This is a genomic window from Leuconostoc inhae (assembly GCF_019656015.1).
In the GTDB taxonomy this organism is placed as follows: Bacteria; Bacillota; Bacilli; order Lactobacillales; family Lactobacillaceae; genus Leuconostoc; species Leuconostoc inhae_A.
In genome coordinates this window covers 1-13,777 of record NZ_BPKW01000009.1, presented here as the reverse complement: position 1 = coordinate 13,777, position 13,777 = coordinate 1, and the positions used below count along the sequence as shown (strand labels likewise).

Genomic DNA, 13,777 nt, shown 5'->3' with positions numbered 1-13,777 from the left:
TGAATTATCTCTCTTAATTTTAACAGATTACGGGCATGTTCGGGTAAGTTGTACGTTGCTGTTGACTCATGTATACTTGTTAATATAACTATTAATAAAAGGATATCTCATGCCAACAACACTCATCATTGTACTAATTTTTATCGCACTTTTTTCAACATCCGTTTACCGCAACTCAAAATTTGCACTTGCAATTAAACCCTATCGTGGCTATGTTGTCACATTAGTAGGTATCGGTTTATTGCTATATGGGTTTTTAAATTCAGCGATTCCTAACTTTTTTATGTTTCCGGTTGCGTTTATTATGCTTGGTCTATTTTACATGGTTAAAGATCATAAAAGGACCAATTAAGCATTTTAACGCGATAATTACTAATAAGCGATGCAATAGGGTATAACCCTATTGCATCGCTTTTTATTATCAACTATTCTCGTTTCTTATCAGCTAATTTAGCATTAATACGACGTGCATTAGCTTGTCCTTGTTTTCTAAAAATAATGAAAACAATCACATAACTGATAAGAAATGTTGGTATATTTGTCAATGCAATAACAGCACCGCCAAAAGTTAACCATATGAAGAAACCATATGTCAGCATTTCTAAAATAAAATTAGCAATCAACTGCGTGACGAATGTGATGTTCTCAAACTCAAATATCAAAGACAGTAACCCCATTATCGCACTCATAGTCATTAATAACAGAAATTGTTTGATCGAAGGTGTCCCTTGATGCAATGTAAATGATAGTAACGAAATAAAAGAGCCGATACCAATACCAGCAAATACATGGATTATGCCTGCTTTAAAATACTTCATCTGCCGTACTCCCTTCTAACCGCGTTAAAATATCTTTAATAAACCGTCTTGACACGGTGACTCGTGTTTGGTCCGTCAAAAAAGCGTAGTAATTACCAGAAAAGGCTGATTCCATACGTGTTAAAGCATTCATATTAATTGCCATTGATTTGGATATTTGAACAAATAATTGCGCCGTGTCGCCAGCTAAAAACTGTTTTAATGTTTTTCTCGTCACTAATGTTTGTTTATTATTGCAGGTTAATGATAGCTCGTTGCCAAAACTTTCAACAAACAAAATATCTGATTGTGTCACCACCTGAATACCGTCACCTGTTTTAACCACTAACTTATTTGTTTCAACTTTTTTATTTTGTAATTGCTTAGCAATAGCGGTCATTTGCTCAATATCATTGCCTGTTATGGCAACTTCAACACCATCAATTGACTCGTCAACTGTGATTTTTATTTCCATATTTCTGCTCCCATAACTATGATTGTGCTATCAAATGTAACAACCTGATCATAAATCACTTTAACATGTGTCATCCCTCCTATCTCTCGTTCATGCTGTTATCTTAGCAATTTTAGGCACTAAAAAAACCGCTTTTGTGATAAGCGGTTGATTATGTCTGATAAAATAGTATTATTTGAATTAAATGAAAGCAAGTGCTATAAAATTAATCAAGAAGAATGCTGATACAATCAATAATACTGGTGAAACTTCTTTGAATTTACCCAACGTAAACTTGACAATAATGAAGAAAATAAACCCAGCAGCGATACCATAAGAAATTGAATAACTCAGCGCCATAAATACCGAAGTAAAGAAGGCTGGTAACGCAAATTCCAATGACTCCCATGAAATCTTTTTAAATTCGCCCATCATCATGATTCCGACTAAAATAAGCAATGGGGAGGTCGCTGCTGTGGGCACAACGCCAACAAATGGTGCAAATAAAATCATCAACGCAAACCCAGCGGCTGTGACAATATTTGCTAATCCAGTACGAGCACCGGCAGCAACACCTGACGCTGATTCAATAAAGGTTGTCGTATTTGACGTACCAACAATTCCTGCAAAAGCAGTTGTAAAGGTATCAACAATTAAAGCGCGGTCCATTTTTGAATTAAAACCAGTGCTATCGTTAAATGACTGTTGGTCTTGCTTTGAAAAGATACCTGTTTGGTTACCAATACCAACCAGTGTCCCAATCGCATCAAACAGACCACTCAATCCCATCGCAAAAATAGTCACTAATGCTAATGAGGCATGGTGCCAATCACTAAACAAGCTCCCAATACCTTGAGCGCCTAATGACTGCCCAAAGACCTGACCTAATTCACCAAATGCATGACCAACAGAAGTGCCAGCGCCGATATGTGTATTCGTAACACCCATTGGAATACCAATTAATGTTGTCACGATCAATGAAATAAGGAAGGCACCTGGTACGCGGCGTAAAACAAGCACCACCAAAATAATAAAACCAATCAACGCCAACAGCGGACTTGCTGTATTGAACTTAGTTAATTCTGGTGTGACCCCACCACCGGCCAAAATACTATTCACTGCACCGTGTACTGTACCAGTAAAAGGTTTACCATTTAGTGTGATAATGTTTCCTGGATCAACAATAAAGTTGATGAAACCAGCATTTTTTAAGCCGATATATGTGACGAATAGACCAATTCCGCCACCAATAGCAGCTTTTAATTCAGCTGGAATACCCTTTACAATGGCTCGACGACCATGCGTCAAGGTAATAACAATATCAACGACACCAACCAAAAAGACAATGGCTAATGCTTGTTGCCAAGTAAATCCAAAACCAAACACGATGGTATACGTAAAGTAAGCTTGCATACCAATACCTGGCGCTAAGGCAAATGGCACGTTAGCAAAAAGTCCCATAAATAAGGTACCAAAAACCGCCACTAAAATAGCGGCTAAAAAAACAGCTTGCGTTGGTATACCTGTCTGCCCCAGTATTTGAGGATTTAAAAAGAAAATATACGCCATTGATACAAAGGTCGTAATTCCCGCAACAATTTCACGACGAACTGTTGTTTTATTTTCTTTTAATTGAAATAATTTTTCCATCTCATTCTCCTATGTCATGTTACAGCTTATTAGATGAATATTATGGCAAATAAAAAATTGACGCACAAACGGCTATCAATTTAATCAAACGTTTATGATAGTTCCAGCATAGGTGCTGGCTAGAAACAATCGACCATTATTCGATACTATATCAGCTAAATTTACATAGAATATTTTAGCATTGATATGCCAAGATAACAAGGTTATGTATGAATACGTTACATAACTTTAAAACGTTTTATGAGAAATCATCACTAAGTAACATAAGTGCGTAAAAAATTGATGATAAACGCTGATAGTGACTTAAAAAAACGTCGAACATGTTGACGCGTGATAAAAAACTTGTTATGATATTATAGTTGTCTGATAAATATTAGACATCACTGACCATGGCTCGTTGGTCAAGCGGCTAAGACGCTGCCCTTTCACGGCGGAATCGAGAGTTCGATTCTCTCACGAGCTATATCAAGTCGCAACTTCGGTTGCGGCTTTTTATGTTGTGATCAAAAATTTAGTATTCGACTCACTCATCAATAACCTCCAAACGATTATTAACAACGTGTGCTGTTTTACCAAACAACATGCCACTTTGACCCTCTTTGACATCAGACAAAAAGTTTAATACTTCAGTTACTTTAGGCGTTGTCATGCCTTTTTCTCCTCTTCGTATCGCAGTACCTGATATATTGTCTCGCCGTAAGACAACATACGGTTTAACACGTGTTTCATCGTAAATATCATGAAGCAACATACCGCCTTCGTCTGTCCCTAAAAGCCCATGCAATTGTGTATGAGGATGTTTCTTTCGAATAGCTTTGATAATAGCATAAAAACCATCTTCTTGATAACGTTTTGTATCAAATAAAATCTCTACTTTGTTCTCCAAACCAGCTTCTTTGATTGCGGTTTTTAACATAAATAAACGATTTTCAGCTTCGTAAAATACTTTACCAGTAGGAAAAGAGTTGACAAGCGGATCTGCTAAAGCAGATTTTTCATAATATCGCTTACCCGCATCTTCTTTGACGATTTCAATCATCCCTTTATCTAAAAGATACTGATGCATTTTTGGAATAATTGTTGGATGAATGTATACTTTGTCCAAATGACGTTCATCAATAAACTTTTTTAATATAGCAATATGTGATTTATGCACGGGATTAAAAGTGCCAAGAAACAACCCAACCCCACCTTTAGAAGGTACTATACCCCAAATATCTGTTACTAAACTTATAAATATACCAATAATTCCAAGCACTAAGCCCAATATGATGAAAATCACTTGGATTTTTTTATAACCTATTGCAGCCAAAGCACTAATAATCACATTAAAACTCAAGGCTAAAAAAACATTAGCAAATCGATTGCCTTTCCCATGGTTACTCAGCATAATGGCAAGGTACTGTAATCCTTGTGAAGCCAAAGAAGTTAAACAAATTGCGCCTACCAATCCACCGACCATTCGAAGATTAGTCGTATCGATTACATGCCCTTTGACGAGTAGCCCTAGCGCAAAAAGGTTATAAAGACTCTGCCACACAAATTTAGCAAACTTACTAGCAAACATCGAAGCCGTTAATCTGAATGTTTGTTGTTCCAAGTAAGTGCTAACGATTGTAAATATGGGTAAAAATAACGCTGTAAATACGCTAATACCAATTAAATAAAGGTTAGTATATTGACGCGTTGGAATAGCATAGGCCATGTACATCACGATTCCCATACTAAGCGCAATTTTCAAAAAAATACTATGCACAAATTTCATAAAAAGTCTCCAATTTTAATTTTTGTTATTCGTTGACTTGCAACTAAAACAATCAAACTACTTTCACAAACCAGTAACGCGATGATGAACACATCATATGATAATGGTAATGCCACACTCAGCTTGGTTAATCCACCCAAGCTCACTAAACTATTGATTAAAACAGATCCAATGAATTTGTTAAGTATCAAACTGATGACAATACCTAATATCAATGCAAATCCTGCTCGGAGTAAATACTGAATTCTTAATGCTTGATTGGTAAAACCTAACATTTTTTTCAACGCTATTTGCCTCTTTTCTGTTTCAATCGTCAGATAACTGACAAGATAAACAAACAAACCAGAAATAATAAGTGTTAACAGTAAAATGATATTAGCTAACGCCTTAACCGCACGTTGAATACTCATAGTTAAATTTTTGGAGCTGGCACTTGTATCGATTAATTGTACATTCTCGTGTGAAAGGCGCGTTAACAAGTTATTCTTGTTAGTTGTCTTTTTTAAATTAATATAGATCGTTGTCATGGGTAACTTTGTATCAATAAGACTATAGGCTTCTTTTCCCAAATTGTTAATTGTTTGATACGTACCAACAACTGTCATTTGTTACTGTTTTGACGCGAACCGTTTGGCCGACACTCAGATGCAACGTTTTCATGAGATTACTTGATAGCAAGAGGTCTTTTGACTGTTTCGGTTGATGTCCTGATAATACCTTTATTTCATGCGGTATTTGACTATATCGATGTACTGGTATCACGTCTTTACTTAGAAGAATTTTCGTCTCTTGGTTATAACCACTCGATTTAATTGGTGTTATCGTATTGATTTTTTGTAATGATTCATGACGCAGTGTATCATTTGGTGTTTGCATGATCAGGTCAACGCTTGGTAAACCAAACAAACCATTAATTTTTCCTTTAAAGCCCTGATTTAGAGTCATAATCATTAAACTCAAAAATACAAACAAGCTAATCACTAAAGTGAAAGTCATATAATGACCAATCTTTTGCCTATAATCTTTAAATGCTAAGGCAATTTGAAGTGGCATCTTGCTTTTGGTTAATTTTAAATGCCCGCTACTTGAGATGACTTTACTCTGACTACCTTGAAAAGCTGCTGCTGGTGAAATTGATCCAACTGGCCTAAGTGATAATAAAATAATGATTGTAGAAAAACCGACCATAATCAGTGTAATGATTGACACAATGATTATATTAATCGGCACGTGTTGCGCACTTGTCAAACCATTTAACTGCCAGAAAAATTTGAAAGCTAGGTTACTTGTCCAAAAACTAGCCACCACGGCGCCAAATAACCCAACCAGATTACTGCCTAAATAAGACATCACATATGCCAAATTAACTTGTCGATTAGTCATTCCTAGCGTCTTAAAGGTTGCAATCTTCTGGCGATCTTTATCAATACCAGACAAAAGCGCAAAACGCATGACAAATAAACAAATACCAAATAAAAATACCGCAGCTAGAATAATGACAAGTGCCACAATTGTTGGTAACATTGTATAGGCTTTTTGAATGTAGCCTTTGTCATAAATCAAATCCGCTTGTAATCTGTCTGGATAATCTGATAATAAGTTACTGCTGTTTTCAGCTTTTTTCACAGCATTAACAAACGCTAATTGACTTTTTTGTTGTCCCTTTTGTGACTGTAAGATTTGCATTGTTTCTTTAGAGACAATGCCTTGCTTATATTTAAACAATGGGCTGCCAAGTAAGTGATCATCATAAAATCCTTGAACTGTTAATTGTTGTTGCCCAATTTTAAAAGTGTCACCAACTTTAAAATTATCACTTGATTTAAGATAAGAAGATAATATAATCTTATGATTATCTGGTACTTTTAAATTAAGATTTGAGACATCATTTGAAATAAATAACGCAACATTTTCGTCATTTTTGGCCATGACTTGTGACACAATACCTACTTTAGAAGTGACATTTTTAACGTTTTTAAGCGATTTTATACCAGTTGTTATATCGTTATCATTGTCCATTTTAACAAGTACATCGGGTAGTTGATCCGTACGATAAGCTGATCGATATTGGGAAATGTTAGCGCGATAAGCAGTTAAAATTGTCATACTTGTCAGTGCCGATACAAAAGTTAATAAGGCGATAGTTACCATAAAGGTTTTTTGCCCCATAATGAGTGATTTAATAATTTTTCGCATATTACCACCCCATTTCTTGTAACCAAGATTCAATTTCTGTTCGTCTTGCTTTAATTTGACTAGCATCATAAGGCGTAAAGTTTCTGTCCCCAAAAATTTTACCGTCTTTAATAAACAAAATACGATCAGCACGAAGGGCAGCTTTTAAATCATGTGTCACCATAACAATTGTTTGACCATTTTGATTATTCAACGTGAGACTATCAAGCACCTCAATACCAGCAGTCGAATCTAGGGCGCCTGTTGGTTCATCAGCGAACAAAATTTTAGGTTGATTAATCAGACTTCTAGCAATGGCCACACGTTGTTTTTGACCACCGGATAAGTGTGTAATAGCTTGGTCCATATGACCATCCAGTCCTAATCCGGTAAGCAGTTGCTTAGCGCGTTGGATCACCTGTTGTTTAGACTCTGATTTTAGTAATAAGCCCGGCAAACAAACATTTTCCAAAACACTCAAGTGTTCAATGAGATTAAATGACTGGAAAATAAAACCAATATCTTTTTTTCTAAACTGTGATAATTTTTTATCCGTGAATTGTGTGAGATCTTGTTGGTTAAATATAACTTTGCCACTAGTAGGTTTATCCATCGTTGATATATTTTGTAGTAGCGTTGATTTCCCAGCGCCTGAAGGTCCCATAATGACAGTAAAATCCGACTCGAAAATATCTAAATCAATATTTTCTAAAATCTTATGATTCTCATAGTGCTTGGATAACTGCTGTACTTTAATGATATTGCTTTTTGACATTGGCTTATTGCCTCCCTTGTGATATATTTAATATAATAAACGATTACTAATTTTTCACAAGAAGGGAAAAAAAGTATACTATGCCAACAGCTAATTGCCCTGTCCAATCTACAATCGACGTTGTCAAAGGAAAGTTCACCGTTGACATTTTACAGGCTATCCACGACGGACATAATCACTATGGCATGATGAAAAGTCATATTCCCAGCATCAATCCTAGAATTCTATCGACTCGAATAAAAGATCTCGAAGCAACTGGTATCATTACGCGCGAGAATTTACCTACTAATCCACCACAAATTGCCTATCATTTTACGGATAAGGGGCTGTATTTATTAGAACTTGTCCCTGAAATTAAGAATTGGTATGGGCGTTATCATGAGTAATGATTGAATTATTTTAGAACAGATTAAAGGCCTAACGAAATTTTATTCGTTAGGCCTTTATTGCCATCAACACGCTTATTTTTCACTAAAATAGGAATTGGTAATCTCAGAGTTTGATAATTTAGTATTCGCCATCCTTGATTGAATCATTTGCCATACAGGACTTGCTTTACGTGACATACATTCTGCCGTAACATCTAAATTTTTAAACGTACCAAAAGCTGTCTTATCGCCAATGAGATAAAATTCTTTTTGGGCTCTTGTAATAGCTACGTTTAACAAATTAGGTTCGCGAGTTGCCCACGTTATCGATCCTGCACTGTTTTCGTCCGCACCAAGTATGAAAAATACAACTTTAGCTTCTTTACCTTGAAACTTGTGCGTAGTCCCGACATTATTTTTTCTCCACAGCTTAAAGTCTTTTTCCGTTATGCCAATTGGTTTGTTTATCTCTGACATTTTTTCTGCAACAATCTGAAATGGCGAAATAACATAAATATCAGCAAGCGTTATTGACGTTGCTTTTTTAACAGCTTCGTTGTTTTCAAGGTCACCTTCTTGCGAAATCGCCAGTCTTTGTTGAATTGCTGCTTCCAGCCATTTCTTATGATCTGGAACAAATTGTTGGTTTGTCGCATTTCCTTGAACATCAAACCAATACGCTGATCCAACCTCATGGTCACTGCCTTGAACCATTTTATTATGATAGGAAATGCGGTTCGCAATTGAAAACATCGGATCTAAACAACGGCGGTGCACCCATAATGGTATACCAACCCAGCCACTTTCTAAATTACCACCAAACTGGCTTGCACGATCAGCAAGAACTTGAATTGAAGCCTCTGGATTTGTAAAAATATTCGTTTTAATACCATAGTAATTCTTAATTTGGTTTAACATAGATTCTTCAGTCAATTGCACAGGTGCAATTTGCGATGGATCACCGACAGCCATGACACGCTTTGACCGCCAAAAAGCGCCAAGCGCTTGGACAGGCAGAGCTTGTCCTGCTTCATCAATAAACAAATTATCGATACTGCCTTCACCCATAGATCCAAAAAACGAACCAAACGAGGCAAACGTCGAACTGATAACGGGTACTAGAAATTGTATAACACCCCAGGAATGATTAATTACCTTAGGATTTTGCGCCGCAATTAAATTTTTTTTAGGCCATGTTTGATTCAATACATGCACAAAAGGATTGTTCTTCTTATCTTGAACAATGTGAATAATTGCCAATTTGCGAACTTTCATTGCTTCTACGAATGTGCGAGCTTGTAATTCACGAAACCTGTCATCAAACCATAAAGTTGACAGTTGAATTTGTTCATTTGTTTCGTTATACCAAAATTCACTATCCAAAACCTTAACGTTTTTTAGATTTTTAAAATATGCCATTGCTTTGTCATATGCTATTTTTAGTTTTAATAATGTCGCTTTGCTGTGTGCTACTTTCTCTGCTAATAATTTTATTTTCTGTTCAATTTGGTTAGCATACCTACTTGCCTGCTTCTTTTTTTCATCCGCTAGATCTTGCTTAACAATTAAATCACGAATACTATCATTCAACTTACTAATATATGCCTTAATTTCTTTAGCCTGCCCTCGTCGTTTCTTAGACATTAAAAATCCCGTAGGTTTTGCTGCAATTTCGTTCTTAATTTGACCATTTAATGTGTTAATTTTATTGTCAAACGCTTCTGATTCTTGCTCACCCTGAATGACATCTTTCCGAGACAAAACTAATTCTTTTTCTAAAGCAGTTAATTCACTCGCATCACTATCAGTAACCATTGAATCTCTGGCTTTCTCATATGCTTGAATGTCCATAAAGTATTCTGCAGTACGCTGTTTAATATCTCGTACCTCTTGCAACGTGGCTAAAAATTGTTCGCGTGTGCTCTGCCAATCGCCAATAGCTTCCGCTTCAGCCGCAGAAGTAATAATAGCTTGTAATCCAGACATTAAATTATCTCGATTTTTTGTGTTCCCACCAGGCGCTGAAAAAAATCCCCATGTTTTGTCAGGTGTTGGTTTATCATATTGTTTTGAATAAGCTTCTTTGAAATAATCGATGGCATATTCATTAGTGTCTAAATCGGGTAATTGAGGTAATTCTTTTGAAATGTTTTCTACGGCTGCATTATTCGAACTAGCAACAACAATGCCATAACCCATCAATTCAGGTGCTAAATGATAATCAATATGAAATTTCGGGTTTTCTTGATCCCATGCAAAGTGCTCACCTTTAACGATTGCACTTTTAGGGTCAGTTAAATTGGCCAATTGCTCAGATTGCTTGACCATCATATCTGCAAAAATGTCTTTTAATAGCGTTGTCTTCCCTGTTCCTGGTGGCCCATTCACAGATCTAATATTATTTTTATCATTAATTGCCAAGTTCACTGCAACTTGTTGCATAAGTGATAAGGCATGGCTTGGATTAGAAGGCCATCGACTATCAGGAAATTTAGCGGGATTCAAGATATCACTATAAATTGATTTGTCTTCACCTTCCAGATCAACTCGTTTTTGTGCATCAAAACCATCAATATACCGCTTAACATTGCCATAATGTTCACTACCACCTGCTAAAATCGACTCAATATCATTGGTAAAAAAAGAATGTAAATTCGTCACTTTGTTTTTATGAACTGGCATGACGTAATCAATTTCATCAGATGCCACTGCAAAATTGAAACGGATGAACTGATTGATTTTCTGCAATTTCTCAGCAAAACTTAAATCATCATCAATAAAATCTTGGTATACCGTTTCAAGCTTTTGTTCAAAATTTTTCGTTTTTTCAGATACGTCATTAATGTCACTCAATAAAATCGTATTAACAGGCACAAAAGTTGCACCTGATACAATTTCAAAATCTTTATTAAATATCATCATTGCCGCAAAATTCTTATTTTTATCTACTTCCACTACCTCGGATAAATCATCTGACTTGATAGCATCTCGAAGTTTTTGCCCTTGATATATCCCAAAGAAGACTGGAAAAATCAAATCTTCAGTTTTTTCATGTTTATTTTCTTTTTTATTTTTTGTTACTATTTTAGCAATTTCATTAGGAAACAATGTCTCAAAGAATGATGAGTTTACAACTTCAATTGCAGTAAGATCCAATGGCGATGTTTGATTAAAATCAATATTTTTAGGTAATAACGACTCCCCTATCTGGTCGATCAGCTGTAATGCCTTAATAATATTGACACGTTGTTTATTGCTTTCCATATAGCCCCCTGTGCATGAAAATTAATTAAATTCAATGATACGCAAATAATTACATCAGTTCCTCTAAAAATTTTTATAATTGTTACGTTATATTTTACAACCTAGTTGAATTATAAGCAAAAAACTGTATCATCACAAGAGACCACTTACCGACTAATCACCATAAATCGCCTATCATTTTACGTATAAGGGGTTGTATTTATTAGAACTTGTCCCTGAAATTAAAGCTTGGTATGGGCGTTATCATGGGTAAAATTAAAGGCCTAACGAATAACATTTCGTTAGGCCTTTATTGGCACTTCATTATTTTTATGTTAAAATATAGATATAAAACTACAGGAGGTATCATTATGACTACATCAGCAACCAGTATCCGCATGGATGACGATTTAAAACAACAAGTTCAAGCCAAACTAGAGGCGCTTGGCTTGAACTTTAATACCTTTGTGGTCATGGCATCTAAGCAACTTGTTGCTCAGAATAAATTGCCTTTTGATACAACTGTGCCGGAAACTTATGACAAGCAGTTAGCTTTTTTGCAAACAGAACTCGATCGTGGGCTGTATGACCTAGAACATCATCGTGATCAAGCAAAACCACTAGCACAAGTTGCAGAGTATCGTCTTGACTGATTATCAAGTGGTGATGTTAGATAGCGCACAATCCGACTTAACAAAAATTGACAGTTACATACGTGATCATTTGCATAGCCCACTCAATGCAAAGAATGTGCAGACTAAACTTCTAACAGGGTTATCAAAGTTGACGTATAGTGCTGAAAGTGCACCATGGCTTAAAAATCATTTGTTAACTATCGACAAACGTTATGCTATTTTACAATATCAAGCGCCATAAAAAAACTATCTTGCGTTTGTCTATTTAGATAAATTTTCAAAAACAGTTTTTGTCTTGAATATCTTGTCTACTCGACAGGATATCTCATTGTTGTTTGGTGATCAAGATTGAAGTGCCTATGGGTGCTTTTTTATTTAAATAACTATTGGATGGTTTTTCCAGTATGTGCATCAAGTAGGGATTAGATGATAGAACATTAATGAATTGATATCATAAAATATTTACAGTTTTTTGAAGACACTCAGCTATATTTTAAAATCTATTCTTTACACAAATTTTAAAGGAGTCCGGTAACACTGTGAACTGACCTTTCTATTTTTTTAGAAACTTTTTAATGTTCACTGAAACTACGCCAGCAGCCGCAGCTAATGCAACAGTTGTTTGGAATGCCTTCTTGCTATTTTCTTTTATACTTCTTTTATGCTCACCACAAAAAAATGATGTTTTGCTATATACCTCCTTGCTACATCCGGGAACTTTACATACTTTTTCATGCGATATCGTCATTAGTTGATGCTCCAATTTTAAGATTTTCCATGCTATTTACCAAACTAGTAATTTTATTAGATATATTCTGAGAAATTTCATTGAACTTTCCCTCTGTACCTTGACGTATATTATCAATTTTCCATGAAACTGATTTGTCTGAATCACCAATTTGCTTTAACAGTATTTGTTCAATAAAAGATTGGTAATTCACCAATGTTGCTATTACTGGCATTTTTTCACCCATCGCAGTATAGGCAACCAAATTTAATTGTACTGAAGCATTCAAATAACCAATGGAATTTTGAAGAAAATTATCAATACGCTTTGCATCTTTGGCTTTTGTTTTCATATCAGTAAAGGCATCTGCATCTTCTCGTATAGCAAACATTAACTTTGCAATTGTATCATTATTCGATTTAACGGCTGATATTAATAAATCTTTTTTAAGATCCTTATTATTACTGGCCAATGCTTCAACAACTAACTGTCGCGCACTGAAAAAACCTGCAAAGCGATCATTATATTGTCCTTGTTCAATCCGTTCAATTAATCGATTCAACCCTTCAATTTGCTCAGTTATTTCAGCTAGCTGTCCCTGTATTGCGGAAAGTTCAGGTAAATTTCCTAACTTATCAACAATTTTAGAATCTAAAGTTACAATGCTTTTATTTTTACCAGTTTTATTATCCTTAATAATACCAAACAGATCACCTGTTTTCTTTTTAACACCTAATGCCCATTCTCCAGTTTTTAATTTTTCTCTAGCTTCGCTAGTAAAATTAGCAACATATTCTATATTATTTTTTGATACTGATTTTTGAAGTAACTCGGCTTTAGAAACATTTTCAAGTAAATATTGTTTGATATTTTTTCCAATTGTTATACTTGCTGCTTTTTGCAATGGCGCTAATGAGTAACTATCAAAATCATAACTATAAAGGGCCTTATCTGTCACATCAATAATCAGTGATCTATCATTTGGTATAGTTATTTCAAATTCATTCATTAAATTACCACCTTATTATTTGTTACCAAGTACTAACTGCGTAGTATGTTATATTCGCAACTTACATATTATTTTTTAATACTAGTTACCAACTTCATAATGACTGCTCCTAAGTCAATAGTTCGGACTCTTTTTTATCTAGGGCTGTTCGGTTAAGCGACTTGCTTGTCGCGATGCAC

The 13,777-nt window shown here is 35.2% G+C and carries 14 protein-coding genes and 1 tRNA gene; 5 read left to right on the top strand and 10 right to left on the bottom strand.

The annotated features are described in order from the left end of the window. Positions 1-109: 109 nt before the first annotated feature. Positions 110-352, top strand: coding sequence for a hypothetical protein (locus tag K5Q14_RS06430; RefSeq protein WP_220735008.1), 243 nt, complete (start codon positions 110-112; stop codon positions 350-352). Between the two features lie 73 nt (positions 353-425). Here K5Q14_RS06430 and K5Q14_RS06425 read toward each other — a convergent pair whose 3' ends face one another. From K5Q14_RS06425 to K5Q14_RS06415, 3 genes are all read right to left on the bottom strand, one after another. Beyond that, positions 426-818: a DUF3021 family protein gene (locus K5Q14_RS06425; protein WP_220735007.1), complete on the bottom strand. Its 393-nt coding sequence runs from the start codon at positions 816-818 to the stop codon at positions 426-428. Next, positions 805-1,272: a LytTR family DNA-binding domain-containing protein gene (locus K5Q14_RS06420; RefSeq protein ID WP_220735006.1), complete on the bottom strand. Its 468-nt coding sequence runs from the start codon at positions 1,270-1,272 to the stop codon at positions 805-807. The genes K5Q14_RS06425 and K5Q14_RS06420 overlap by 14 nt, the downstream gene beginning before the upstream one ends. Before the next feature lie 180 nt (positions 1,273-1,452). Continuing rightward, entirely contained in the window at positions 1,453-2,901 is a 1,449-nt protein-coding gene (locus K5Q14_RS06415) for an NCS2 family permease (RefSeq protein ID WP_220735005.1), read from the bottom strand. A gap of 391 nt (positions 2,902-3,292) precedes the next feature. Here K5Q14_RS06415 and K5Q14_RS06410 point away from each other — a divergent pair. Continuing rightward, positions 3,293-3,364, top strand: a tRNA-Glu gene (locus tag K5Q14_RS06410). A 60-nt stretch (positions 3,365-3,424) separates the two neighbouring features. Here K5Q14_RS06410 and K5Q14_RS06405 read toward each other — a convergent pair. From K5Q14_RS06405 to K5Q14_RS06395, 4 genes are read right to left on the bottom strand one after another with little or no spacing between them, the layout of a single operon-like run. After that, a complete protein-coding gene (locus K5Q14_RS06405) occupies positions 3,425-4,666 on the bottom strand; it encodes a nucleotidyl transferase family protein (RefSeq protein ID WP_220735004.1) in 1,242 nt (413 codons plus the stop codon). Next, positions 4,663-5,271: an FtsX-like permease family protein gene (locus K5Q14_RS09780; RefSeq protein WP_246587596.1), complete on the bottom strand. Its 609-nt coding sequence runs from the start codon at positions 5,269-5,271 to the stop codon at positions 4,663-4,665. Before K5Q14_RS09780 ends, K5Q14_RS06405 begins: the two co-directional genes overlap by 4 nt. Continuing rightward, a complete protein-coding gene (locus K5Q14_RS06400) occupies positions 5,240-6,862 on the bottom strand; it encodes an FtsX-like permease family protein (protein WP_246587595.1) in 1,623 nt (540 codons plus the stop codon). The genes K5Q14_RS09780 and K5Q14_RS06400 overlap by 32 nt, the downstream gene beginning before the upstream one ends. A gap of 1 nt (position 6,863) precedes the next feature. After that, a complete protein-coding gene (locus K5Q14_RS06395) occupies positions 6,864-7,616 on the bottom strand; it encodes an ABC transporter ATP-binding protein (protein WP_220735003.1) in 753 nt (250 codons plus the stop codon). 80 nt (positions 7,617-7,696) lie between these two features. Between K5Q14_RS06395 and K5Q14_RS06390 the strand changes: the two genes are divergently transcribed. Continuing rightward, positions 7,697-8,002: a winged helix-turn-helix transcriptional regulator gene (locus tag K5Q14_RS06390; RefSeq protein WP_220735002.1), complete on the top strand. Its 306-nt coding sequence runs from the start codon at positions 7,697-7,699 to the stop codon at positions 8,000-8,002. Positions 8,003-8,077: 75 nt separating this feature from the next. On the opposite strand, the gene K5Q14_RS09775 is transcribed toward K5Q14_RS06390, so the two are convergent. Continuing rightward, positions 8,078-11,248 carry a DEAD/DEAH box helicase gene (locus K5Q14_RS09775; protein ID WP_246587593.1) on the bottom strand — a complete coding sequence of 1,057 codons (3,171 nt, stop codon included), beginning with the start codon at positions 11,246-11,248 and terminating at the stop codon, positions 8,078-8,080. 350 nt (positions 11,249-11,598) lie between these two features. Here K5Q14_RS09775 and K5Q14_RS06380 point away from each other — a divergent pair, with 350 nt between their 5' ends. Both K5Q14_RS06380 and K5Q14_RS06375 read left to right on the top strand, forming a co-directional pair. After that, on the top strand, positions 11,599-11,880 hold the full coding sequence (locus tag K5Q14_RS06380) for a type II toxin-antitoxin system RelB/DinJ family antitoxin (RefSeq protein WP_220735001.1): 282 nt from the start codon (positions 11,599-11,601) through the stop codon (positions 11,878-11,880). Then, complete coding sequence (locus tag K5Q14_RS06375) at positions 11,873-12,103, top strand: hypothetical protein (protein WP_220735000.1); 231 nt, start codon at positions 11,873-11,875, stop codon at positions 12,101-12,103. Before K5Q14_RS06380 ends, K5Q14_RS06375 begins: the two co-directional genes overlap by 8 nt. Before the next feature lie 312 nt (positions 12,104-12,415). On the opposite strand, the gene K5Q14_RS06370 is transcribed toward K5Q14_RS06375, so the two are convergent. Both K5Q14_RS06370 and K5Q14_RS06365 read right to left on the bottom strand, forming a co-directional pair. Continuing rightward, complete coding sequence (locus K5Q14_RS06370) at positions 12,416-12,610, bottom strand: hypothetical protein (RefSeq protein ID WP_220734999.1); 195 nt, start codon at positions 12,608-12,610, stop codon at positions 12,416-12,418. Then, the gene (locus K5Q14_RS06365) at positions 12,594-13,598 is read right to left on the bottom strand and encodes a hypothetical protein (protein WP_220734998.1); all 1,005 of its coding nucleotides are present in this window, start codon (positions 13,596-13,598) and stop codon (positions 12,594-12,596) included. The genes K5Q14_RS06370 and K5Q14_RS06365 overlap by 17 nt, the downstream gene beginning before the upstream one ends. Positions 13,599-13,777 lie beyond the last annotated feature (179 nt).